Genomic DNA, 23,208 nt, shown 5'->3' with positions numbered 1-23,208 from the left:
GGTGAATTTGCAGGTGAGACGCGGTCGGCCGGACGGCCGGGTGCGCATGCCAGAGGCTTGATGCGGCTGCGGATACGCCAGCGTACTCCACAAACAGGCGGCGTGGGCCACCACCCGCCATGCGGCATCCGTCGGACGCCGCGCCAGACCGGCGAGGGCCTTTAGTCGGCCGGCGTATAGTCGAAGCGCGGCGCAGCGCGCGTGAGCAGGCGCGCTTTTGACGCGGAGGCCGGCCAGGCGAGAGCCACCTCTTGCATCAGCGCGGCCAGCAAGGTGCGTATGTCTTCGTGGGCGGACTCATGCAGGGCTTCGGCCACGATCATCACGCTGTGGGTGCCGGCGCTGACGGCCGACAGGCTGCTTTGCCGGTTGGTCCAGCGCCGCGCATGGGCATTGCCGCCCTGGTCGGTGTAAATCACTTCCTGCGGTTCGGGGTGTTCGAGCTGGCCCGAAGAATTGTGATACGACTCGCTGCCGGTGGCGTGGCGCACTTGCATGTCACCGGTGACTTTGGACAAGTCGAACACCGCAATCGGGATCGCGAAGGCGGCCGAGATGGCGTTGCATAAATCGACCAGCGGATGCAGGCGCGGCAGGGCGTTTTCCTTGCGCAAGCGGCGCAGCAGCGCCTCGGACGCGCAGCGGTACTTGGTCGGCTGCAGCCCCATCTTCGCAAACACGCGGCGCCAGGCCTGGACCTCGGGCAGCGCACTTTCAATGCCGCCGTTCATGCGCGCCTCGGCTGTGGCGCTGAAACGCGCCAACTGGGCGCTGACCGAGGCCCGCGTGTTGATGCCGCGCGCAAACAAAACCCCGGCGACCAGTTCGGGGCACTGGGTCCAGATGTCGTCGGAATGACTGAAAACCATGGTCTGCCTCTTGTTGCTTGCCCATGATGCGCCACCGCGCGGCTGCGCACGCTCAGGATGGTTTGCCGCTGCGAATCTGTGTATCGCAAGCGGTGCGCAGTTGCTGCAGCCTGGCTTTGGCGGCCTGGAAGTCGGGCTCGCTCGCCGCGCGAACGGCCTTGCTTGCGGACAGGGCGGCCAGCTTCGAGGCCTGCTGCAAAGCCGCCTGGCAGATGCGCAGCGGCGCCCATGCATCGGTGTCGGCCGCCAGCGCAGGCCAGCGCCGGTACTGCGCGTCGAGCGCGGCCTGCGTCAGGCGCAAACGCTGGGCGTACTTCATGGCCTCTGGCTCCATGGCGCCAATGGCATATTCATTGAGGACTTTTTGTGAGGCGACAGCCAGACCTAGCGCTTCCTGCAGGCCTTTGGGTTCAGGCGTTTGCGCGCTGGCCAGCGTGGCGGTGGTGAGCAGCAGCAGGGAGAGAACAAATCGCATGCACCGACCTTACAGGAGTTGGGCGTTGCGGCGCAGCCATGGTCATGCAGCGCCAAAAAAAAGACAGGCCGAAGCCTGTCTTTCAAAAAAGGCGTCGCAGGACGCGCCTGCAACCCCCTTGGAGCAATTACTTGCTGCCGGCAGCTTTCACGTCGGCCTTGGCTGCGGCCTTGGCGCCTGCGGTTTCTGCGCTGGCGGTGGCCTTGTCGCCTGCGGCCTTGACGCGCACGGTGTCAACCTTGGTGTCGGCCTTGATCACGGCCTTGTCGGCTTTGAGGTCAGCCTTGGCATCGGTCTTGTCGGCTTTGGCCATGGCGGCAGCCTTGTCTTCAGGGGCGGCCTTGGCGGCTTTGGTGTCGGCCTTGGCTTTGGTGGTGGCGGACTTGGTCAGGGCCTCGGTTTTCTTTTCGGCGGCTTTGGCTTCAGCCTTGCCAACCTTGGCATCGGCCTTGGCGTCAACCTTGGCTTCGCTTTTCACGGCGGCAGCGACAGACTTCTCGGCCTTGGCCTCTGCCTTGACGACAGCAGGCGTGGCAGGAACCGCGGGCGCTGCGGGTGCGGCGGCTTGCGCGAAGGCGGCGCCGGCGATCAGGGTGGTCATCAGTGCGGCGAGCAATTTGTTCATGGAAAGTCCTTTGAATGCGGTTGTGTCATCAGGTTGCGGTCACTTGACCACATATTCAACGGCGCAGTCTTTCAGCCTGTTGACCGGGTTGACATTTTTTTTCACTTGCATGCGCCAGCTTTACAAACAAGCCGGCCCGGCTTGATGTGCATCAATGCCGGTCCGCAAAGTGCTTGACTCAGTGGTGATGCCGGCCGGGCCTGTGCAGGTGCGGGCGCGGTGGCGCGTGCGAATGCACAGGCGGGTGGCTGTAGCCGCGCTGGTGACCGAAGTGCGGCGCCCCGCCTATGAACACCGGCGCCGGCATCACATACACGGGGGTGGGTCCATATACCGGTGCGGGCTCGTACGCCGTGCCGTAGGGCGCGGCGGGGTACACCGCGCAACCTGTCAGGCCTGCTGCGGCCAGAACCAGAAGTGCTGTCTTGATCATTGGGTGTCTCCTGCGGGAAACCGGCCGGACTGGCCGCATCTACCTATTAAGTGGGCAGCGAGCAAGGCACGTGTGTCGCGATGTGCGCGGCAGGTGTCCGTGCGTTACCAGATGTGGGCTGCATCAAGACGGGAAGAATCACCACACGCGCGCAGGGAACGATGCGGCACAGTTTTGTTCTGACAAGATGGACCATTGAAGGAAGACGATGAAACGCAGACAGTGGCTCACGTTTTTACCGCTGGCGTTTGCCGCAGCAAGCGCGCACGCACAGCCGAGCTATACCGTGACCAGCGCGCAACTGCAGCAGGCTGTTGCCGAGAAGTTTCCGATGCGCTACCCGGTGGGCGGGCTGCTGGAGCTGACGCTGCAGCCGCCGCGCCTGCGCCTGCTGCCCGAGCAGAACCGGCTGGGCACCGTGATGGTGGTCGATGCCGCCGGTCCGGCGCTGTCACGCAGCGGGAGCGGCAACTTCGACGTGGACTTTGCGCTGCGTTACGAGGCCAGCGACCAGTCGATACGCGCGCACCAACTGAAGGTGAACACTTTGAGTCTGTCCGGCTTGCCGCCGGGGCCGGCCGCGCTGCTGCAAGCCTACGGGCCGGCGCTGGCCCAGCAGTCCCTGCTCGAAGTGGTGCTGCACAAGCTGCAGCCGAAAGACCTGATGCTGGCTGACGGCCTGGGCATGGAGCCCGGTGCCATCACCGTCACGGCCCGGGGCTTGATGATTGGGTTTGTGCCTAAGAAGCGGCTGTAAAAGACCCGCTCACCCGAACGGGATGCTCCTGATTTGATAGCTGTCAGCCCAAGATACATATGGGCGGGTGGTCGATTTTGCATAAAACTGCGGCTACAGCCCTTTTTCCACCATGTCCAGCAGGCGCTGACCAATCTGCGGTAGCTGCGGCGCAATCACGGCGAGCGGGCCATCGATCACCAACATGGCCAGGCCGTGCACCGCCGACCAAGCCAGAAACTCGGCGCCCGGCCGGCGCTCGGGCGGCATCACACCTGCCGCCACGAGCTTGTCCAGCGCGGCGCCCAACAACTCGAAGGGGTTGAGCCCGCTGGCGCCGGCTGTGGGCAACTCTGGCGTGGCCTGAATCAACACGTCGGAGCGGGCAAAGGCGGTGCGAAACAGCCCGGTTTCAGCCTGAGCAAACCGCAGGTAACCGGCACCAACGGCACGCACGCTGGCGCGCGCGAAGTCGGCCGGCGGCAGATTGGAGGGCAGGGTGGCCAGCTCGGCCTCCATCGCGGCGGCCACCGCCGACAGGGCGGCGGCGCGCACCGCCTGCAGCAAGGCGTCGCGGCCGGCGAAGTGGCGGTAGGCGGCGTTGGGCGCGACACCGGCGCGGCGCGTGGCTTCGCGCAGCACCACGGCGTGGGGCCCGCCAGCGCGCGCCAGCTCGATGCCGGCCTCCAGCAGCACACGGCGCAGGTCACCGTGGCGGTAGGTGCTACGGACGGCGGGTGCCGGTAGCTCGGACGGGCTGGTCATGGCTTGTTACTTTTTAATGTGGACAGTGTCCATTATGTTTGTTATTCTTTTGTGTACGGCGTCCACAACAGGGTGTCCGAGTTAAGAGATGTCTTGCCCCACCTACCCCAAAGGAAGCTCAACATGCAAGTTCAAGCCTATTTAAGTTTTGCCGGCCGCTGCGAGGAGGCGCTGGACTACTACAAAAAGCACGTCGGCGCCGAGGTGACCACCTTGATGCGCTGGAGCGACAGCCCCGACCCCGAGATGAAAGCAGCACCTGGCCATGAACAAAAGATCATGCATGCAGCTTTCACCGTCGGTAAAAGCGCGCTCATGGCCGACGACGGCATGGGCGTGCCAGGGAAAGCCGAGTTCAAAGGCATCACGCTGGCACTGAGTGCCGCCAGCGACGCGGAGACAAAACGCCTGTTTGGCGCGCTGTCGGACGGTGGGTCGGTGCAGATGCCATTGGCGAAAACTTTCTGGACCTCCTCTTTCGGAATGTTGACTGACCGGTTCGGCGTGCCCTGGATGGTCATGACGGAATCGGCTTAGTTCTTGGGGGCGCCGCGATGATTAAGACCCGGGACGGGAGTTGCCACTGCGGCGCGGTCAAGTTCTCGTGCGACATCGATCTGGCGCCAGCAGGCCAACGTTCACCTCAAATTCGGCCCGGCCTCTGGTTCGCCTAGACGCTGCGCTGCAACTGCAACTGCTCGTTTTGCAGCAAGACCCGAATATGGAAGAACCACGTCCCGTACGAGGCCTTCCGCCTGCTTCAAGGCGCAGAGAATCTGAGCCACTACCGCTTCGGGGAAGGCTCGATTGATCACACCTTTTGCAAGACCTGCGGCGTCTACGCTTTCGTCAGTGCCACCGGGCCTGCCATGGGCGGCGACTTTTTTTGCGTGAATGTGGCGTGCCTGGACGACGCCCCGCCCCATGAACTGGCTGCCGCTCCGATTCGTTACGAAGACGGCGCACACGACGACTGGGCCAACCCGCGCCCAACAACCGGCTACCTGTGAGCCGCCGGAACCTTCAACAAGAACGTGCATAAAAAGGAGCGAATGACATGGAAACCAAAGCGCAACGAGAACACATCTGGCTGCAACAACTGCTGGGCGACTGGACCCTGACCGGCGAATGCGACATGGGGCCCGCCCAGCCGGCCAGCCAGACCACGGGCACCGAGCACGTGCGCGGCCTGGGCGAGTTGTGGGTGGTATGCGAGGGCCAGGGTGAGATGCCGGGCAACGCCGGCACGGGCAACATGCTGATGACGCTGGGTTATGACACCGACAAAAAGAAGTTTGTCGGAAGCTGGGCCGGCTCCATGATGCCCGGCATGTTTTTCTACGATGGCCAGCTCGACGCCGCCAGGAAAGTGCTGACGCTGGACACCGAAGGTCCCAGTTTCACCGGCGACGGCACGACGGCGAAGTACCAGGACGTGATCACCATCAAAAGCAAGGACGAACGCACGCTGCATTCGCAGACCCTGCAGCCGGACGGCGGCTGGAAACGTTTCATGACGGCGACTTACCGGCGCGTGAAATAAAGCAACGGCGCGCCGCATCAAGAAAATCTTTCAGGGGAGCTACCACTGCGGCGCGGTCCGCTTCGAAGCCGATCGGGATTTGAGCGCCAGCACCTACCGCTGCAACTGCTCGATCTGCGCGCGTAACCGTTTCTGGCCGGCCATCGCCGCGGCGGAAGATTTTCGCCTGCTGTCGGGCCAGGCGGACCTGACGAAGTACCTGTTCAACACGCTGCGCAACGAGCACCATTTTGCAACCACTGCGGCGTGCGCCCTTTCGGCATGGGCACAACACCCGACGGCCACACCATCTATGGCGTGAACCTGGGCTGCCTGGAGAATGTCACGCCCGAAGAACTGGCCGCAGCCCCCATCACCTATGTGGACGGCAGCCACGACAACTGGTCGGAAGCGCCTGCCATCACCAGCTAGCTCTGGGGCCTGTTCACACTATTTATGCAAGTGCGATCAGGCCCTCGCCCCGGCGCCAGCAGCCTTCACACGATCCAGTTACAGTGGCGCAGTCCGGCGCAGCTTCATCGCGTCAGCACCAACCGGAACCCGATTTGCCACACATCATTTCCATTGAAAAGCTCAGCAAGGTTTATGCCTCGGGCTTCGAAGCCCTCAGGTCGGTGGACCTCAGCATCCAGCGTGGCGAAATTTTCGCACTCCTGGGCCCCAATGGCGCGGGCAAAACCACGCTGATCAACATCGTCTGTGGCATCGTCCGGCCCAGCTCTGGCCGTGTCATGGCCGACGGACACGACATCGTGCGCGACTACCGTGCGGCGCGCGCCAAGATCGGCCTGGTGCCGCAAGAGCTGTCAACCGATGCGTTTGAAACCGTCTGGTCCACCGTGAGTTTCAGCCGCGGCTTGTTCGGCAAACCACCCAGTCCGGCCCACATAGAAAAGGTGCTGCGCGACCTGTCGCTGTGGGACAAGAAGGACAGCAAGATCATGACGCTGTCGGGCGGCATGAAGCGCCGGGTGCTGATTGCCAAGGCGCTGTCGCACGAGCCGCAAATCCTGTTTCTCGACGAGCCGACCGCCGGCGTCGATGTCGAATTGCGCCAAGGCATGTGGGAAATGGTGCGCAAGCTGCGCGAAAACGGTGTCACCATCATCCTGACCACGCACTACATTGAAGAAGCCGAGAAAATGGCCGACCGCATCGGCGTCATCAGCAAGGGTCAGTTGATCGTGGTGGAAGACAAGGCGGTGCTGATGCGCAAACTCGGCAAAAAGCAGCTCACACTGCAACTGCGTGCGCCGCTGCAGGCTGTGCCCGAGGCGCTGGCCGGCTTGCCGCTGGAGCTGACAGACGGCGGCCACGCGCTGGTCTACACCTTCGACACGCAGCAGGAGGAAACCGGCATCGGCGAGTTGCTCAAACGGCTGGCCGCGCTGGGCATCGACTTCAAGGACCTGCATTCGAGCGAGAGTTCGCTGGAAGATATTTTCGTGAGCCTGGTTCATGCCGGCGACCGGGTCGGCAACATGCCCAAGGAGGCCGCATGAATTGGTACGCCGTCCGCGCCATCTACCGCTTTGAGATGGCGCGCACCTTCCGCACCTTGACGCAGTCGATAGCCTCGCCGGTGATCTCGACTTCGCTGTATTTCGTGGTGTTCGGCGCGGCCATCGGCTCGCGCATGGGCGACATTGACGGCATCAGCTACGGCGCTTTCATCATTCCGGGCCTGATCATGCTGTCGCTGCTCAACGAAAGCATTTCCAATTCCGCCTTCGGCATCTACATGCCGAAATGGTCGGGAACAATTTACGAGCTGCTGTCTGCGCCGGTGTCCTCGCTTGAGGTGGTGATGGGATATGTGGGCGCGGCCGCTAGCAAGTCGGTGCTGCTGGGCCTCTTGATCCTGGCAACGGCGCGGCTCTTCGTGCCCTACAGCATTGCGCACCCGTTCTGGATGCTCTGCTTTTTGCTGTTGACCGCACTGACCTTCAGCCTGTTCGGCTTCATCATCGGGCTCTGGGCCGACAACTTCCAGAAGCTGCAAATCGTGCCGCTGATGGTAGTCACGCCGCTGACTTTTCTGGGCGGCGCGTTTTACTCGATCAACATGCTGCCGCCGCTGTGGCAGAAGATCGCGCTGTTCAACCCGGTGGTGTACCTGATCAGCGGCTTTCGCTGGAGTTTTTACGGCGTGGCCGACGTCAATGTCGGCATCAGCGTGGCCGCCATCCTCGGCTTCCTGGCACTGTGCCTGGGCGCGGTCTGGTGGATTTTCCGGACGGGCTGGAAACTCAAAACCTGAACACGCACCGCGTGCACGACAAAAGCAAAAGGCGCCCCTCACGCAAGCAAGGGGCGCCTTTGAGCATCCGGCACCATCGGGAGATGGCGCCAGGGCAGATCTTTACTTGGCCGGCACAACAATTACGGTATCACCGGTGGCACCAGTCGCGCCCGTGGCACCCGTAGAACCCGTGGCACCAGTCGCGCCCGTGGCACCGGTCGCGCCGCCGCTAGAGCCCGTTGCGCCCGTCGCGCCCGTAGCACCGGTGTAACCTGTCGAACCTGTCGAACCGGTTGAACCTGTCGAACCTGTCGAACCTGTCGAACCGGTTGAACCTGTCGAGCCGGTGGCACCCGTCGCACCGGCCGGGCCGGGCACCGTGACCACTGCGGGCGTCGGTGTGACAACGGTACGTTCGCAGGCGGTCAGGCCCAAGGTGGCAATCAGTGCTGCAAGGAGGATGGAATATTTCATGGGAGTCCTTAGGAAAGTGAGCGAAAAATGCGCGCGAAATCGTGCGCAGACAGTTTTTGCTGTCTCGGCCATGAACTGCCTAAAAGGATTTCTGGGTAGACACAGGACGAACTCTTAAGATAAGTCTTGCGTTGCACGCCAGCTGTAGGACGGGCGCACCGCTGTGTGTCCGGAATCGGCAACAGCGCAGCCAGGTTGACCCTTGAAAACGGGGCAGGCAAGCCCATTTGTGAGCATCGAGCCCCACACGCCCCAGAAAGGCCCTCCATCATGTCTTCCAACGCCGCCAACACCCCTGTGCTCCAGGTCAAGTCGCTTGGTTTTCCGTGGGAAACCCTGGACCCGTTTTTGTTCTGCGCCTACCACGACGATGCTTACCCGCAGGCCAATGCCGACATGGGGCCGGCGGCCTCACTGGCCGGCCGCACCATCGGCCAGGATTTCAGCCGCAAGGACGGTTGGAGCATGTACCACGGCGAGAAAGTGCCGGGCTTTCCGCCGCATCCGCATCGCGGTTTTGAGACCGTCACCATTGTGCGCAAGGGCCTGATCGACCATTCCGACTCGCTGGGCGCGACTGCGCGTTTCGGCGGCGGGGACGTGCAATGGTTGACGGCCGGCAAAGGCATCGTACATGCCGAGATGTTTCCGCTGCTCGACGAAAAGAACGACAACCCCCTGGAGCTGTTCCAGATCTGGTTGAACCTGCCGGCGGCAGCCAAGATGAGCGAGCCTCACTTCACGATGTTCTGGTCGCATGACATTCCGCGCGTGACAGCCACTGACGACCAGGGCCGCAGCACCGAGGTCGCGGTGATCGCCGGGCGGCTGCAGGATGCCGGCGCGGCGATGAACCCGCTTGCGCCGCCGCCCGATTCCTGGGCTGCACGGCCCGATGCTGACGTGGCGATCTGGACCCTCCGCATGGCGCCTGGCGCGCGCTGGGCCTTACCGGCCGCCGTCAGCGCCGGCACGCGGCGCCAACTCTATTTCTTCAAGGGCGACTCGGTGCAGATTGCTGGCCAGGCAATTAGCAGCCCGTCGGCCATCGAGATACGCGCCGACGCGGCGGTGGAACTCATCAACGGCGAAGTAGAAGGCGAATTTTTGCTGCTGCAAGGCAAACCGATTGCCGAACCGGTGGCGCAGTACGGCCCGTTCGTGATGAACACGCAGGCCGAGATCGCGCAAGCCATGGCCGACTACAGGCGCACGCAGTTCGGTGGCTGGTCGTTTGACAGCGAGACGCCGGTGCACGGGCGCGACCCGGCTCGTTTTGCGGTGCATCCGGGCGGGCGCGAGGAGCGGCCGGCAGAAATGCCGGCATCTTCCCGCGCCTGAGACAAGGCCTGCTTGCGGCGCTGCCGGTGCAATGATGCGTGCAAGTAAACTGGATGCGCCCCTGCGGGCGGGCGGCGATGGCGATCACCGGCGCCACATTTCACAAGAGGTGGTTTATGGCAATTGGCTGGCTGGCGGTGTTGCAAATGGTTCCCTGGTCGGACGTGATCAAGAACGCGCCCAGGGTCGCCGATGGCGCTAAAAAACTCTGGCACACTGTCGCCAAGAAGCCATCGCTGGTCCCGCCAGCAGACACCGTCATCAGCGTGCAGCAGTCGCCGGAAGGGCAGGCCATAGCCGCGCTACGGGCGCATGTGCTGGCGCTGGAAAGCGCCACCCACGACCTGCACGAGCAGATGCTTGCATCGTCGGAGCTGATCAAGGCGCTGGCCGAGCAGAACACGCAGCTGATCCGGCGCGCCGAGACCAACCGCATACGCCTGCTGGCGCTGGCCGGTTTGACGGCGCTGGTGGCTGTCATCGCCGTGGTTGCCCTGACGTTGGCACTGGCGCGCTGAGCCGAGAACAAGCCTTGACTATGGAAGCACTCTCGCTGTCCGGCGCGCATATCCGGCTCGATCCCCTGACTTTGGCCCATGCTCCGGCATTGTCGCGGGCCGGCTTGCATCCGGAACTCTGGCGGCTGCAGCCGGCGGCCATCCTGACTGAAGCTGACATGCATGCTTATTGTGGTACAGGCGCTAGCCGATCAGCAGCTTGGCCTGAGCCTGCCCTTCGCCAACATTCGGCAGAGCGACGGTGAGGTAATCGGCAGCACCCGCTACATGGACATCGCGATGGCGCACCGCCGGCTGGAAATCGGCGCGACCTGGCTGTCGCCCGCCTGTCAGCGCAGCGGCGCCAACACCGAAACCAAGCTGTTGCTGCTCACGCACGCGTTTGAACGCCTGAAGCTGATCCGGGTGGTCTTCAAGACCGAGGTACTCAACCAGCAGTCGCGCCAGGCACTGGCACGCATCGGTGCGGTCGGGGAAGGCATCTTTCGCCAGCACCTGATTGCCACCTCAGGACGCAGGCGCGATATGGTTTATTTTTCCATCCTTGACACCGAGTGGCCGGCGATCAGGGCCACGCTGGCGGACCGTCTACGTGACAGCGGGCGCCTCAGCAAGGCCGTCTGACAGCAACGCGCCAGCCTGCTTGCCGGAAACCGGACCCGCCGGACCCCGCAGCCACCAGGTGGACAGCGTGCCGCCGCCCTCGATCTCCAGGGGCCCGCGCGCGCTGAACTCAAACTGCCCGCGGGTTTGCAGGTACACGGCTTCTGTCACATGAATGGCACCGGTCGCGCCCGTGCTTTCCATGCGGCTGGCCACGTTGACGGTGTCACCCCAGACATCATAGAGAAAGCGTTTCACACCGATGACACCGGCGACCGCGGGACCGGCGTGAATCCCGATGCGCATGCCCAGCCGGGTTCCGTTGCCGCGGTTGTAGCGCTCCAGCGCATCCCCCATGTCCAGTGCAAGCTGCGCCAGGCTGTCCAGTCGCTGGTCCGACACCACCATGTAGGCATCACCGATGGTTTTGATTTTCTCCAGCGCGTGCCGTTCCACGAGTTCATCGAAGGCAGAGAAGATGTCGTTGAGCACCAGCACCAGCGCATCGGGCGGCAAGGCCCGCGAGAAGCTGGTGAAGCCGGCAATGTCCGCGAACAACACGCCCATGTTTTCGAATTTGACCGCCTTGACCTTGCCATCGCGCTTGAGTTCCTCGGCAATGGGGGCGGGGAGCACGTTGTACAGCACCCGGTCGGCGCGGGCGCGTTCGGTCTCGGCGCGGCGCGTCTCGGTGAAGAGTTCCAGATTGCGCGCGTAACTGAACTTGTCCAGTTCCATGCACAGAACAACCACGCAAAAAGGGTTGACAAGCGTGGCCAGCACACGGGCCGCATCGCCGTGCCGCCAGACCGCGGCCAGCCCCAGCACGGCAAAACTGAGCAGGTACATGGGGCGGCGCACAGGGCGCGGTGTGCACATCACGGTAGCCACAAAGGTCAGGCCGGCGGCGTAAATCGACAGGTCACCGCGCCGCCAGGCCGCTGCAGCACCTATCCAGGTCGCCAGCGCCACCGCACCGATGCAGGCCAGGTGGAGCGGAATTTCGCGGCTGTGCGATGGCGGCAACAGGCGGTCAGCGGCAACAATGCCAAGAAAAAAAAGTTCGGCGGTGAGCTGCCAACCCAGCAACCACAAGGAGGCCGCCGGCAACGCTTCCCAGCCTCCGGCGATGGACGGCGCATGGACGGCCAGGGCTGCGGGCGGCAACAGGCAGGCCACGACCTTGCTGTAACGCACCCCCTGCGCCCAGCTTTTGCTGACCAACCATTCCCGAAACGCCGGATCCTGCATGACGCTCCCCCCGCGCCGCGCTGCATGGGCCCGGCATCGGGCAACCATACGTGCGGCGCCGCGAGCCGTCAATACATCAGGGGCCTGCCTGTTGTACGCAGGAGTCGCCGGGGGCTTGCCGGTTGCCCAAAAATAAAGCGCCCGAAGGCGCTTTATTTCTTAAGCCAGCAGGGGCCGCGGGTCCGGCTCTGCCGGCCCGCAGGCGCAGCGGCCCCCCGGGGGCAGGGAGCTACGCGAAGCGAGCGACCGTGGGGCCTTATTTATTGACCACGCGCACCATCTCCAGGCACTTGTTGGAGTAACCCCATTCGTTGTCGTACCAGGCCACCACCTTGATGAAGGTGCTGTCGAGCGCGATGCTGGCGTCGGCGTCAAACACGCTGGTGCAGGTCTCGCCGCGGAAGTCGGTGGCCACCACCTTGTCTTCGGTGTAGCCGAGGATGCCCTTGAGCGCACCTTCACTTTGCGCCTTCATCTCGGCGCAGATTTCTTTCAGCGTGGCTTCCTTGTTGAGCTCGCAGGTCAGGTCCACCACCGACACGTCGGAGGTCGGCACACGGAAGGACATGCCGGTGAGCTTCTTGTTCAGCTCGGGAATCACCACGCCGACCGCCTTGGCCGCGCCGGTGCTCGATGGAATGATGTTTTCCAGGATGCCGCGGCCGCCGCGCCAGTCCTTGTTACTCGGGCCGTCCACAGTTTTTTGGGTGGCCGTGGTCGCGTGCACGGTGGTCATCAGGCCGCGCTTGATGCCCCATTTGTCGTTGAGCACCTTGGCAATCGGGGCCAGGCAATTGGTGGTGCAGCTGGCGTTGGAAATGATGGCCTGGCCGGCATAGGTCTTGTCGTTGACGCCATAGACGAACATCGGCGTGTCGTCTTTCGACGGGGCCGAGAAGATGACTTTTTTGGCGCCGGCGGCCAGGTGTTTCTCACCGGAGGCCTTGTCGAGGAACAGGCCGGTGGCTTCGAGCACGATGTCGGCGCCGATTTCGTTCCACTTGAGCGCAGCCGGGTCGCGTTCCTGGGTCAGGCGGATTTTCTTGCCATTGACGATCAGGGTATTGCCTTCGACCGAGACCTCGCCCTTGAACCGGCCATGCACCGAGTCGTACTGCAACATGTACTTCAGGTAGTCAGGTTCGAGCAGGTCGTTGATGCCGACGATCTCGATGTCGCTGAAGTTTTGAACGGCGGCGCGCAACACGTTGCGCCCGATGCGGCCGAAGCCGTTGATACCAAGTTTGATCGTCATCTGCTTTTGCTCCTGGAAGTTGAAATTCTCTGGATCGTCATTGCGGACCTGATCCGCAATCCATGCATCGGGAACATGGATCCCGGGTCAAGCCCGGGATGACAGCTTTGTCTCTGCGTCTATTTCTTCAATACCTTGCGCACGGTGTCGGCCACGTTTTCAGGCGTGAAGCCGAAATGCTTGAACAACACGGGCGCCGGCGCCGATTCACCGTAGCTGTCGATGCCGACGACCGCAGCGCAGCCGTATTTCCACCAACCGTCGGTGACGCCCATCTCGACCGCGATCCGCGGAATGCCTTCGGGCAGCACTTCGGATTTGTAGACGGCCTTCTGTTTGTCGAAGGTAGTGGTGCTGGGCATCGAGACCACACGCACCGCGATCTTGTGCGCCGCCAGCAACTCCTGCGCCTTGAGCGCGAGCTGTACTTCGGAGCCGGTCGCGATGATCACCGCCTGGGCTTTTTTGTTCAGACCGACTTCGGCCGGCTCAGCCAGCACGTAAGCGCCTTTGCTGATTTCGCCAAGATCGTTTTTGGGTGCATACGGCAGGTTCTGACGGCTCAGCAGCAGGGCCGTCGGCTTGTTTTTGTTCTGCAGCGCCACGGCCCAGGCCACGGCGGTCTCAGCCGTATCGCCCGGACGCCAGACGTCCAGGTTGGGGATCAGCCGCAAGCTGGCCGCGTGCTCGATTGACTGATGCGTCGGGCCGTCTTCGCCGAGGCCGATGGAGTCGTGCGTGAACACATGCACCACGCGAATTTTCATCAGCGCGGCCATGCGAATTGCATTGCGGCTGTAGTCGCTGAAGGTCAGGAAGGTGCCGCCGTAGGGGATGTAGCCGCCATGCAGCGCGATGCCGTTCATGATGGCGGCCATGCCGAATTCGCGCACGCCATAGTTGATGTGGCGGCCGATGACCTTGCCGCCGTCGGCTGCGTCGCTTTTCACCACATCGCCGGCCAGGTCGAAACGCAATGCCGGCGTGCTTTTGGTGTTGGTCAGGTTGGAGCCGGTCAGGTCGGCCGAGCCGCCCAGCATTTCAGGCAGACCTGCGGTGAAGGCTTCCAGTGCGATCTGCGAGGCCTTGCGCGACGCGACGGTTTCTGCCTTGGTGTGGGCGCCCACCACGCTATCGACGGCGATCTGGGAAAACGCGCGCGGCAGCTCGCCCTTCATACGGCGCGTGAACTCTGCCGCCAGCTCGGGGTGCGCCACCTTGTAGGCGGTGAATTTGGCGTCCCAGGCGGCTTCGAGCGCCAGGCCTTTGGCCTTGGCGTCCCAGGCCTCATGGGCTTCCTTGGGCATCTCAAAAGGCGCGTGGGTCCAGCCCAGCGCTTCGCGTGTGAGCTTGATTTCCTCGGCACCCAAAGGCTCGCCGTGGGCCTTGGCGGTGTTGGCGCGATTCGGCGAACCCTTGCCGATGTGGGTCTTGCAGACAATCAGCGTCGGTTTGTCAGCGCTGTTTTTGGCGTCGCTTAATGCACGGTCCACCGCGTCGGCATCATGGCCGTCAATCGGGCCGATCACGTTCCAGCCATAGGCCGCAAAACGCACAGGGGTGTTGTCGATAAACCAGGGCAAGACCTGGCCATCAATGGAGATGCCGTTGTCGTCGTACAGCGCGATCAGCTTGTTGAGCTTCCAGGCGCCGGCAAGCGCGCAGGCCTCATGGCTGATGCCTTCCATCAGGCAACCGTCGCCCATGAAGACATAAGTGTGGTGGTCGACGATGCTGTGGTCGGCCTGGTTGAACTCGGCCGCCATCAACTTTTCGGCCAGCGCCATGCCGACCGCGTTGCTCAGGCCTTGGCCCAGCGGGCCAGTGGTGGTTTCCACACCGGCGGTATAGCCAAACTCCGGATGGCCAGGCGTCTTGCTGTGCAACTGGCGAAAGTTCTTCAGTTCCTTGATCGGCAGCGCGTAGCCGGTCAGGTGCAGCAACGCATAAATCAGCATGGAGCCGTGGCCGTTGGACAGCACAAAACGGTCGCGGTCGAACCAGCCGGGGTTGTGCGGGCTGTGCTTGAGGTGACGGCCCCACAGTGCCACCGCCATGTCGGCCATGCCCATGGGCGCGCCGGGGTGACCGGAGTTGGCCTGCTGCACGGCGTCCATCGCCAGGGCGCGGATGGCATTGGCCATGAGGGAAGATGAGGTGTCAGCCATTTGCTTGGGGTCCAGGTGAGTGAGGCGTGGGGCAGCTCCCGCGTCCGGCTGACGATGGATTAATGCCGGCGAACACGGGAAAACCCCAGATTTTACGGGATGCGCCCCGCAGCAACCGCCAGTCTGCCGCTACGCGCCGGGCATTTCTTGCACGCTATGAATTCAATAGCTGCTTGCGCCCGTAACGCATGGGCCAGAGGCCGATTTGATGCATAAAAGGAGATAATCCACAGCACCATGACCCTCCAAGCCCTGATTCTGGCCGCCGGCCGCGGCGACCGCATGCGCCCGCTGACCGACGCCACACCCAAACCCCTGCTGCAGGTGCGGGGCAAGCCGCTGATCGCCTGGCACCTCGAAAAACTTGCCGCCACCGGCGTGAAAGAGGTGGTGATCAACACCGCCTGGCTGGAAGCGCAGTTTCCGGCCGCGCTGGGTGACGGCAGCGCCTTCGGCCTGCGCATTCGTTACTCGCATGAGGGCGCACAGTTCGGTGGCGCGCTGGAAACTGCTGGCGGCATCGCGACGGCCCTGCCGTTGCTGGAGGACGCGCCGTTCTGGCTGGTGGCTGGCGATGTTTTCATGCCGGAGTTCGGCTTTCCGGTGTCCGACGCGCACCGCTTTGCCGCCTCCAGCGCGCTGGCCCATATCTACATGGTGCCGAATCCGCCGCACAACCCCAACGGCGACTTCGGCATCAGCGAAGGCGGCCTGGCACTGTCACGCGCGACCGAACAATTCACCTACAGCACGGTAGGCCTGTACCACCCGGCGCTGTTCAGGAACACGCCGGCCGGGCAAAAAGCCGCACTGGCACCTCTGCTGCGCCGGGCCATGCAGGACGGCCAGGTCACGGCGGCGCTATATTCAGGCCCATGGACCGATGTGGGCACCCCCGAACGTCTGGCCGAACTGAACACAACACGCTAAACACCCATCCATGACCATTTACGAAAAACGCCGCGCCGCCGTCGCACGCGCCCTGAAGACAGCCGGTGGGGGCATCGCCCTGCTGCCGACCGCCCCCGAACTCGCGCGCAACCGGGACAGCGATTTTGCCTACCGGCACGACAGCTATTTCTACTACCTGACCGGCTTCAGCGAGCCCGGCGCCTGGCTGGTGATCACCGCCGACGGCCGCAGCACGCTGTTTTGCCGGCCCAAGGACCTGGAACGCGAGATCTGGGACGGCATCCGGCTCGGCCCCAAGGCCGCGCCGGGCGCGCTGGGTGTGGACGGCGCCTTCAGCGTCGACACGCTGGAAGAAAAAATGCCGCTGTTGCTGCAGAACCAGAAAGCTGTCTGGTACCCGTTTGCCACCCATACCGGCCTGGAAACGCAAGTCGATGGCTGGCTGGGCAAGGTGCGCGCGCGCATCCGCTTTGGCGCTGAATGCCCGCAAAGCCAGCACGACCTGTGCCGCGTGCTGGACGAGATGCGCCTGTTCAAGGATGCGCATGAAGTCGCCATTCTCAAGCGCGCCGGGAAGATTTCGGCCGGCGCCCACGTGCGCGCGATGCAGACCTCGGCGGCCATGCTGCGCAAGCCGGTCCCCGGTGGCCTGCGCGAGTACCACCTGGAAGCCGAGTTGCTGCACGAGTTCCGCCGCCACGGCTCGCAGTGGCCGGCCTACACCAGCATCGTCGCAGCTGGCGCCAATGCCTGCGTGCTGCATTACCGTGCGGGCGACGCCGAACTCAAGGATGGCGACCTCTGCCTGATCGACGCCGGCTGCGAGCTTGATGGTTACGCCAGCGACATCACGCGAACCTTTCCGGCCAATGGCAAGTTCACGCCGGCCCAGCGCACGCTCTACGACATCGTGCTTGCCGCGCAGGACGCAGCGGTCAAGGTCACAAAACCCGGCAAGCGTTTCATGGACCCGCACGATGCGGCGACGCGGGTGCTGGCCCAGGGCATGCTGGACACCGGCTTGCTCGACAAGAAAAAACACGGCAAGGTCGACGACGTGCTGGCATCCGGCGCCTACCGCCAGTTCTATATGCACCGCACCGGCCACTGGATGGGCATGGACGTGCACGACTGCGGCGACTACACCGAGCCCGGCAGCCGCCCGCGCGAAGAGCGCGATGCACTGGGCCAGACCGTGATGCGCAAGCCCTCGCGCATTCTGCGGCCCGGAATGGTAACCACCATCGAGCCCGGCATCTATGTGCGTCCAGCCAAGGGGGTGCCGAAAGAGTTCTGGAATATCGGCATCCGCATCGAAGACGACGCGCTGGTCACCGCCAAGGGTTGTGAGCGGTTGACGCGTGATGTGCCGGTAAAAGCCGATGAAATTGAGGCGCTGATGCGGGCATAGGCTTCAGCCGTCCTCCTTCAAGCCCAACACCGTTTGGGCCCAACGCGGCGGGTGATCGGCGAAAGTGGTCACCTTTGCTCCCTCGCACATCGCGACCATAAACGGTCCGTCGTCCTCCAGATCTCGCCCTTCATAGAGATACGCAACCGTCGCCAGACTGACTGCGTGGGACAGATTGCTGAAGGTGCGGGGATAACGCGCGAGAATTTTGTCAGGCGGCACATAACGCCCGCCTTCCTGCACACCGCGCTGTACCCGCGCCAGCAGGCGCTGGAGGTCGTCCAGTGCCACGACATACAGCGCCACTACGTAGCCTTGCGCAAGCGCCTCGCCGATCAGGGCTAGCTTGGACACATGGGAAAACCGTTTCGCTGACAAACGACTCGCCACCCGCAAGATTGATCGCGCGTTGCGCGTCGGCCAGTGCCTCGCGCGTTGTGAACGCTGCACAGCATCGACGATGTGTTGCAGCTATTCGCGCTCAAAAAGGTCGGCGTTGATAAACGCCGGCTCGGCGCTGAGGACGCCATCGGGCACAAAGGCACGGTAAAGCGTGGACCTGCCCGCGCCATTGGGACACGGCAGCAAATGGAAAACCGGCATGCAACTAGCTGGCGAGTTCGCGTTTTCCTCCACCACTTCCCGCACCCGTTGTGCCAGCGAGCCGCTGACTTCAGCCGCCAGCAAGCGGCTGGTCAGGTCTGCGACGGCGCGCGTTTGTTGCGCCTTGCGCGCTGCGGCTTCATAAGCCTCGATCGCCGCCTGCGCCTCCTCGACCGTCAAGCCAGAATGCTCGACCACGCGGCCCAAGGTGGCCCAGTATTCGATCTGGCCTGCCGCTGATCGGCGAAGGGGCTGAGCCGCTTCCCGCGCCTGTTCGACCAGGCTCAACGGAAGTTCGGTAAGGCCCTTTTTAACAAACATTCATGCTATCGTTTTTATAGCTACTTACGCCTGTTGTATACGGGCTGCAGTCTTTTTTTATGCATAAAAATGCATGCTCAACCCAAAATCCACCATCAACACACGCAGCCCTTGCGATGTGAAAAAGTCCAAAGTGCTCCACCTGTTTGCGTAAATCCACGTACTAGGGTTTTCCCATGCAACGGCCTACAATCGCAGACTTTACAAAAATGACGGCCTTCCCGGCCGCCGCTCAGGAGACAACTTGATGCCCGCAGCCGTGCCCGCCACCCTTGATGACAGCCAGGAAAGACGTGACGAGTTGCGTCGTGCGGCACTGGAATACCACGAGTTCCCGACCCCCGGCAAGATAGCGGTTACCGCCACCAAGCAACTGACCAACCAGCGCGACCTGGGCCTGGCCTACACCCCTGGCGTGGCTGCACCGTGCGAGGAAATCGTCAAGGACCCGAACGCCGCCTTCAAGTACACCAGCCGCGGTAATCTGGTCGCGGTCATCACCAACGGTACGGCCGTGCTTGGGCTGGGCAACATCGGCCCACTGGCGGCCAAACCGGTGATGGAGGGCAAGGGCGTTCTGTTCAAGAAGTTCGCCGGCATCGACGTCTTCGACATCGAGATCAACGAAACCGACCCGGCCAAACTGGTGGACATCATTGCTTCACTGGAGCCCACATTTGGCGCCATCAACCTCGAAGACATCCGTGCACCCGACTGTTTTTATGTCGAGCGCGAATTGCGCAAACGCATGAAAATCCCGGTGTTCCATGACGACCAGCACGGCACGGCAATCACGGTAGGCGCGGCCATTCTGAATGCCCTGAAGGTGGCGGACAAGGATCCGAAAAAGGTCAAACTGGTGACCTCGGGCGCTGGCGCGGCCGCGCTCGCCTGCCTGAACCTGCTGCTCAAACTCGGCATTCCGCGTGAAAACATTTACGTCACCGACCTGGCCGGCGTGGTGTACGAGGGGCGCACCGAACTGATGGACGAAGACAAGATCCAGTTCGCTCAGAAAACTTCCGCCCGCACGCTGGGCGACATCATCGAAGGCGCCGACATTTTTCTGGGCCTGTCCGCTGGCGGGGTACTCAAGAAGGACATGGTCAAACGGATGGCCGACCGGCCCATCATTTTTGCCTTGGCCAACCCGAACCCCGAAATCACACCGGAAGACGTCAAGACCGTGCGTGATGACGCCATCATGGCCACCGGCCGCAGCGACTACCCCAACCAGGTCAACAATGTCCTGTGTTTCCCCTACATCTTTAGGGGGGCGCTGGATGCTGGCGCCTCCACCATCACCATCGAGATGGAAATTGCAGCGGTACACGCTATTGCCGAACTGGCCCAAGCCGAACAAAGCGAGGTGGTCGCCGCCGCCTACATGGGAGCGCAACTCGCATTTGGCCCGGACTACCTGATCCCCAAGCCCTTCGATCCACGCCTGATGATCAAGATTGCATCGGCGGTGGCGCAAGCTGCGGTCGACAGCGGTGTGGCGCTGCGTCCGATCGCCGACATGGACGCCTACCGCGACAAGCTCCAGAGCTTCGTTTACGCATCGGGCACCACCATGAAGCCGATTTTTGCAGCCGCCAAAAAGGCCACCAAGAAACGCGTGGCTTACGCCGAAGGCGAGGAAGAACGCGTGCTTCGCGCCTGCCAGATCGTCGTCGATGAAGGCCTGGCACGCCCCACCTTGATAGGCCGGCCGGCGATTATTGCCCAGCGCATTGAGAAGTTCGGACTGCGGCTCAAGGAAGAACTCGATTACGACGTTGTCAACGTTGAGCAGGACCACCGCTACCGCGATTTCTGGCAAACCTACCACCGGCTGATGGAGCGCCGCGGCGTCACGGTACAAATCGCCAAAATCGAGATGCGCCGCCGGCTGACCCTGATCGCCGGCATGTTGCTGCACAAGGGCGACGTGGACGGCTTGATCTGCGGCACCTGGGGCACCACCGCCCACCATCTGGACTATCTGGATCAGGTGATTGGCAAACGTCCGGGCGTTTGCACATACGCCTGCATGAATGGGCTACTGTTGCCCGACCGCCAGATTTTCCTGGTCGATACCCACGTCAACTACGATCCCACCGCGGAACAACTGGCGGAGATAACCACCCTGGCGGCCGAGGAAATGATGCGTTTTGGCATCAAGCCCAAGGCGGCACTGCTGTCGCACTCCAACTTCGGCACCTCCAAGATGCCCAGCGCCTTGAAAATGCGTCAGACGCTCGAATTGCTGCGTGAGCAGGCGCCCTGGCTGGAAGTTGATGGAGAAATGCACGGCGACGTGGCGCTCGACGCCGCGGCCCGCGCGGCGGTGATGCCCAACAGCACCTTGGCCGGAGAGGCCAATCTTTTGGTGCTGCCCAATATTGACGCGGCCAATATCGCCTACAACCTGCTCAAAACCGCAGCGGGCGGCAACATCGCGATCGGCCCGGTACTGTTAGGCGCCAGCAAGCCGATGCACATCCTGACAGCCAGCACCACGGTGCGCCGGATCGTCAATATGACAGCATTGACTGTGGCAGACGCGAACGCTTCCCGATAAGCCGGTTATAGACAGCTAGTACTAACTTATGCTCCGCAAAATCTTATGCCCGGGTGCCTAATCTTTGAGCAGGGACTTGCATTTTTTGGCCGGATACGTCAAACTCTGACACTGGAAATTTAGGGGTTAACCCGGCCGTCTTAAAAAGCTTGGGTGGCTCGCCAGGGTCGAGAAAGACATTTCTTCATGTTGCGAAAAGGTTGGGCGGGTTGGCCACTGGTCGTGGCGGTCACTTTGACTGCTTTGGGCACAGGGTTCAGCCCCGATATGGTGCAGGCTAGGAAGGCCAATTCCGATACCGGAATCAGCACCGTCGTGATCGCGGAACTGCCCGTGCAGGGACGCAACATGGTGAAGCTGATTTATCAAGGCGGGCCGTTCAAGTACGACAAGGACGGCTCGATGTTTGGCAACCGGGAAAGACTTCTTCCCGCCAACCATCGCAGTTATTACCGCGAGTACACCGTTCAGACACCCGGTGAGCGCAGCCGGGGTGCCCGGCGCATTGTTTGTGGCGGTTGGGTGCCGACGGTGCCCGACACTTGTTATTACACCGATGATCACTACGCAAGTTTTCGCAGAATTGTTCAATAAGTTCTGCAGTGATCGTCAACTTTGAGTTTTTGACTTAAGAAAGAGAAGCGGAGATGGACATGCCACTTCGTACTGTTAGACCCAACATCGTGCAATCCATACGCGCCTTCCGCGTACAGGATTTGCAGGACGCCGCCACGCAATTGAACCAGCACTTTTTGTATGCCAATCTGGGTAACGCCCAGAGCAAACAAGACGTACTGGACATGATCGCGGCGCAGTACACATTCCCCGCGCATTTTGGGAAAAATTTCGATGCGCTTTACGACTGCATGACGGACATGGTTCACAAGTCCGGCCCGCAGCCTGGTTTTATCGTGGTGCTTGAGCAGATTCCTGCCCATGCCAAGTTCGACAAGGAAGCGCGTGAGCAACTGCTGGACATCTTCCGGGATGCCGCAGACTACTGGGCGGATCGAAAGATACCGTTCAGATGTTTTTATTCTTTTCTGTAGCCCGCTCCCCAGACATTGGCCAAGGGGATCGGGCGAATGAGGCCCAGCAAGCAAGCGTCGCAGACGGTGAAGAGCCGATGCCGACCGACAAACTTCTCGATGTGTCGCCACTGGCGCTGCGCATGAGCAGCCCGTTCAACGCGGGATACTGGCTGGCGGCGGCGTAAGGCGCTGCTGCATAAAAAAAGCCCGTCATTGACGGGCTTTTTGCTTTTCAGGAGCGGGGCAGGGCGCATCTCCCGCTTCCAGCGCCTGGGTCAGGGCTACGTACTCGGCCACAGGGACCTCCTCAGCCCGGCGCTGGAGGTCAAACGGCTGGACATACTGCTTTTGCTCCAGCCATTTGCCCAGTGAATGACGCAACAACTTGCGGCGCTGACTGAAAGCCACGCGCACCACCTCGCTCAAGAGCGCGACGTCCAGTTGCGCCGGCGAGACACGCGGAACCATGCGCACAATGGCGCTGTCCACTCGGGGCGGCGGATCAAAACTCTGCGGCGGTACAAACAGCACGTTCTCCATGGCATAACGCCATTGCAGCATCACGCTGAGCCGGCCATAGTCGCTGGTCGCGGGCAGGGCCACCATGCGGTCGATCACTTCCTTTTGCAGCATGAAGTGCTGGTCCTCGATGACATTGACTGCATCAAGCAGATGAAACAGGATGGGTGTGGAAATGTTGTAGGGGAGGTTGCCAACGACACGGATTTTCCCCGCAAGCCCCGCATGTTCGGATGCAAGCTGGACAAAGTCGACCTTCAGCACATCGGCCTGGATCACTTGAAGCTGCGGATATGACCGCAACTGCTGCGCCAGGTCCCGATCGAGCTCGATCACCGTCAGCCTGCCCAAGCGTTCCGCCAGAGGTTGGGTCAGCGCCGCCAGGCCGGGGCCAATTTCCACCATCGCCTGACCCGCCACCGGTGCAATCGCATCTACGATGGCATCAATGATGCTGCGATCGGTCAGGAAATGCTGGCCAAATCGCTTGCGCGGGATATGTTTCACGCTAGCCTAGAGTCGCGGGTTGGACGATCCCAGGCGTCTC

General features: G+C 62.3%; 27 protein-coding genes and 1 pseudogene. 16 read left to right on the top strand and 12 right to left on the bottom strand.

Annotation, left to right across the window (positions count from 1 at the left end):
• Positions 1 to 161: 161 nt before the first annotated feature.
• The 4 genes from IEX16_RS04260 to IEX16_RS04245 all read right to left on the bottom strand — a co-directional run bounded on the left by IEX16_RS04260 (position 162) and on the right by IEX16_RS04245 (position 2,402).
• A complete protein-coding gene (locus IEX16_RS04260; protein ID WP_188706920.1) occupies positions 162 to 869 on the bottom strand; it encodes a B3/B4 domain-containing protein in 708 nt (235 codons plus the stop codon).
• 52 nt (positions 870 to 921) lie between these two features.
• Complete coding sequence (locus tag IEX16_RS04255) at positions 922 to 1,344, bottom strand: hypothetical protein (RefSeq protein ID WP_188706918.1); 423 nt, start codon at positions 1,342 to 1,344, stop codon at positions 922 to 924.
• Between the two features lie 127 nt (positions 1,345 to 1,471).
• Complete coding sequence (locus IEX16_RS04250) at positions 1,472 to 1,969, bottom strand: hypothetical protein (RefSeq protein ID WP_188706916.1); 498 nt, start codon at positions 1,967 to 1,969, stop codon at positions 1,472 to 1,474.
• Positions 1,970 to 2,147: 178 nt separating this feature from the next.
• Entirely contained in the window at positions 2,148 to 2,402 is a 255-nt protein-coding gene (locus IEX16_RS04245) for a hypothetical protein (protein WP_188706914.1), read from the bottom strand.
• 208 nt (positions 2,403 to 2,610) lie between these two features.
• On the opposite strand from IEX16_RS04245, the gene IEX16_RS04240 reads away from it, so the two are divergent.
• Entirely contained in the window at positions 2,611 to 3,159 is a 549-nt protein-coding gene (locus IEX16_RS04240) for a DUF1439 domain-containing protein (protein ID WP_188706912.1), read from the top strand.
• Positions 3,160 to 3,252: 93 nt separating this feature from the next.
• Here the strand turns inward: IEX16_RS04240 and IEX16_RS04235 are convergent, their stop codons facing one another.
• On the bottom strand, positions 3,253 to 3,903 hold the full coding sequence (locus tag IEX16_RS04235) for a TetR/AcrR family transcriptional regulator (RefSeq protein WP_188706911.1): 651 nt from the start codon (positions 3,901 to 3,903) through the stop codon (positions 3,253 to 3,255).
• A 123-nt stretch (positions 3,904 to 4,026) separates the two neighbouring features.
• On the opposite strand from IEX16_RS04235, the gene IEX16_RS04230 reads away from it, so the two are divergent.
• The 7 genes from IEX16_RS04230 to IEX16_RS04205 all read left to right on the top strand — a co-directional run bounded on the left by IEX16_RS04230 (position 4,027) and on the right by IEX16_RS04205 (position 7,706).
• Positions 4,027 to 4,440: a VOC family protein gene (locus IEX16_RS04230; protein ID WP_188706909.1), complete on the top strand. Its 414-nt coding sequence runs from the start codon at positions 4,027 to 4,029 to the stop codon at positions 4,438 to 4,440.
• Positions 4,441 to 4,580: 140 nt separating this feature from the next.
• Entirely contained in the window at positions 4,581 to 4,913 is a 333-nt protein-coding gene (locus tag IEX16_RS19875) for a GFA family protein (protein ID WP_268236597.1), read from the top strand.
• A gap of 47 nt (positions 4,914 to 4,960) precedes the next feature.
• Positions 4,961 to 5,446, top strand: a complete 486-nt coding sequence (locus IEX16_RS04220) for a DUF1579 domain-containing protein (protein WP_188706907.1) — start codon at positions 4,961 to 4,963, stop codon at positions 5,444 to 5,446.
• 79 nt (positions 5,447 to 5,525) lie between these two features.
• Positions 5,526 to 5,747, top strand: coding sequence for a GFA family protein (locus IEX16_RS20420; protein ID WP_444543967.1), 222 nt, complete (start codon positions 5,526 to 5,528; stop codon positions 5,745 to 5,747).
• Positions 5,708 to 5,857 (top strand): hypothetical protein, encoded by a 150-nt coding sequence (locus tag IEX16_RS20285; RefSeq protein ID WP_308421323.1) that lies wholly within the window; start codon positions 5,708 to 5,710, stop codon positions 5,855 to 5,857. The genes IEX16_RS20420 and IEX16_RS20285 overlap by 40 nt, the downstream gene beginning before the upstream one ends.
• 134 nt (positions 5,858 to 5,991) lie before the next feature.
• The gene (locus tag IEX16_RS04210) at positions 5,992 to 6,948 is read left to right on the top strand and encodes an ABC transporter ATP-binding protein (RefSeq protein WP_188706905.1); all 957 of its coding nucleotides are present in this window, start codon (positions 5,992 to 5,994) and stop codon (positions 6,946 to 6,948) included.
• The gene (locus IEX16_RS04205) at positions 6,945 to 7,706 is read left to right on the top strand and encodes an ABC transporter permease (protein ID WP_188706903.1); all 762 of its coding nucleotides are present in this window, start codon (positions 6,945 to 6,947) and stop codon (positions 7,704 to 7,706) included. Before IEX16_RS04210 ends, IEX16_RS04205 begins: the two co-directional genes overlap by 4 nt.
• A gap of 102 nt (positions 7,707 to 7,808) precedes the next feature.
• Here IEX16_RS04205 and IEX16_RS04200 read toward each other — a convergent pair whose 3' ends face one another.
• Positions 7,809 to 8,162 (bottom strand): collagen-like protein, encoded by a 354-nt coding sequence (locus tag IEX16_RS04200; protein ID WP_188706900.1) that lies wholly within the window; start codon positions 8,160 to 8,162, stop codon positions 7,809 to 7,811.
• Positions 8,163 to 8,432: 270 nt separating this feature from the next.
• Here IEX16_RS04200 and IEX16_RS04195 point away from each other — a divergent pair, with 270 nt between their 5' ends.
• The 3 genes from IEX16_RS04195 (at position 8,433) to IEX16_RS04185 (ending at position 10,645) form a co-directional block, all read left to right on the top strand.
• Complete coding sequence (locus IEX16_RS04195) at positions 8,433 to 9,503, top strand: pirin family protein (RefSeq protein ID WP_188706898.1); 1,071 nt, start codon at positions 8,433 to 8,435, stop codon at positions 9,501 to 9,503.
• 116 nt (positions 9,504 to 9,619) lie between these two features.
• Positions 9,620 to 10,021 carry a hypothetical protein gene (locus tag IEX16_RS04190; RefSeq protein ID WP_188706896.1) on the top strand — a complete coding sequence of 134 codons (402 nt, stop codon included), beginning with the start codon at positions 9,620 to 9,622 and terminating at the stop codon, positions 10,019 to 10,021.
• A 162-nt stretch (positions 10,022 to 10,183) separates the two neighbouring features.
• Positions 10,184 to 10,645, top strand: coding sequence for a GNAT family N-acetyltransferase (locus tag IEX16_RS04185; RefSeq protein ID WP_229676162.1), 462 nt, complete (start codon positions 10,184 to 10,186; stop codon positions 10,643 to 10,645).
• On the opposite strand, the gene IEX16_RS04180 is transcribed toward IEX16_RS04185, so the two are convergent.
• From IEX16_RS04180 to tkt, 3 genes are all read right to left on the bottom strand, one after another.
• Entirely contained in the window at positions 10,610 to 11,875 is a 1,266-nt protein-coding gene (locus tag IEX16_RS04180; protein ID WP_188706894.1) for an adenylate/guanylate cyclase domain-containing protein, read from the bottom strand. The genes IEX16_RS04185 and IEX16_RS04180 overlap by 36 nt on opposite strands.
• 256 nt (positions 11,876 to 12,131) lie before the next feature.
• On the bottom strand, positions 12,132 to 13,130 hold the full coding sequence (gene gap / locus IEX16_RS04175; protein WP_188706892.1) for a type I glyceraldehyde-3-phosphate dehydrogenase: 999 nt from the start codon (positions 13,128 to 13,130) through the stop codon (positions 12,132 to 12,134).
• Positions 13,131 to 13,249: 119 nt separating this feature from the next.
• Positions 13,250 to 15,298 carry a transketolase gene (tkt, locus tag IEX16_RS04170; RefSeq protein ID WP_188706891.1) on the bottom strand — a complete coding sequence of 683 codons (2,049 nt, stop codon included), beginning with the start codon at positions 15,296 to 15,298 and terminating at the stop codon, positions 13,250 to 13,252.
• Between the two features lie 237 nt (positions 15,299 to 15,535).
• On the opposite strand from tkt, the gene murU reads away from it, so the two are divergent.
• Together murU and IEX16_RS04160 are read left to right on the top strand one after the other, a co-directional pair.
• Positions 15,536 to 16,228 carry an N-acetylmuramate alpha-1-phosphate uridylyltransferase MurU gene (murU, locus tag IEX16_RS04165; RefSeq protein WP_188706889.1) on the top strand — a complete coding sequence of 231 codons (693 nt, stop codon included), beginning with the start codon at positions 15,536 to 15,538 and terminating at the stop codon, positions 16,226 to 16,228.
• 10 nt (positions 16,229 to 16,238) lie between these two features.
• On the top strand, positions 16,239 to 17,621 hold the full coding sequence (locus tag IEX16_RS04160; protein WP_188706887.1) for an aminopeptidase P N-terminal domain-containing protein: 1,383 nt from the start codon (positions 16,239 to 16,241) through the stop codon (positions 17,619 to 17,621).
• 3 nt (positions 17,622 to 17,624) lie between these two features.
• Here the strand turns inward: IEX16_RS04160 and IEX16_RS19870 are convergent, their stop codons facing one another.
• Together IEX16_RS19870 and IEX16_RS04150 are read right to left on the bottom strand one after the other, a co-directional pair.
• Complete coding sequence (locus IEX16_RS19870) at positions 17,625 to 17,975, bottom strand: hypothetical protein (protein WP_229676161.1); 351 nt, start codon at positions 17,973 to 17,975, stop codon at positions 17,625 to 17,627.
• A gap of 270 nt (positions 17,976 to 18,245) precedes the next feature.
• A pseudogene (locus IEX16_RS04150) lies at positions 18,246 to 18,545 on the bottom strand (TA system antitoxin ParD family protein); the annotation flags it as partial.
• Positions 18,546 to 18,792: 247 nt separating this feature from the next.
• On the opposite strand from IEX16_RS04150, the gene IEX16_RS04145 reads away from it, so the two are divergent.
• From IEX16_RS04145 to IEX16_RS04135, 3 genes are all read left to right on the top strand, one after another.
• Positions 18,793 to 21,111, top strand: a complete 2,319-nt coding sequence (locus IEX16_RS04145; protein WP_188706885.1) for an NADP-dependent malic enzyme — start codon at positions 18,793 to 18,795, stop codon at positions 21,109 to 21,111.
• Positions 21,112 to 21,297: 186 nt separating this feature from the next.
• Complete coding sequence (locus tag IEX16_RS04140; RefSeq protein WP_188706883.1) at positions 21,298 to 21,705, top strand: guanyl-specific ribonuclease; 408 nt, start codon at positions 21,298 to 21,300, stop codon at positions 21,703 to 21,705.
• A gap of 53 nt (positions 21,706 to 21,758) precedes the next feature.
• On the top strand, positions 21,759 to 22,160 hold the full coding sequence (locus IEX16_RS04135) for a barstar family protein (protein WP_188706881.1): 402 nt from the start codon (positions 21,759 to 21,761) through the stop codon (positions 22,158 to 22,160).
• Positions 22,161 to 22,352: 192 nt separating this feature from the next.
• Here the strand turns inward: IEX16_RS04135 and rsmA are convergent, their stop codons facing one another.
• Positions 22,353 to 23,168, bottom strand: a complete 816-nt coding sequence (rsmA, locus tag IEX16_RS04125) for a 16S rRNA (adenine(1518)-N(6)/adenine(1519)-N(6))-dimethyltransferase RsmA (RefSeq protein WP_188706877.1) — start codon at positions 23,166 to 23,168, stop codon at positions 22,353 to 22,355.
• Positions 23,169 to 23,208 lie beyond the last annotated feature (40 nt).

Origin of the sequence: Polaromonas eurypsychrophila (assembly GCF_014641715.1) — a bacterium.
GTDB classification, from domain to species: Bacteria; Pseudomonadota; Gammaproteobacteria; order Burkholderiales; family Burkholderiaceae_C; genus Polaromonas; species Polaromonas eurypsychrophila.
This window is presented reverse-complemented; position numbering and strand designations above follow the sequence as displayed.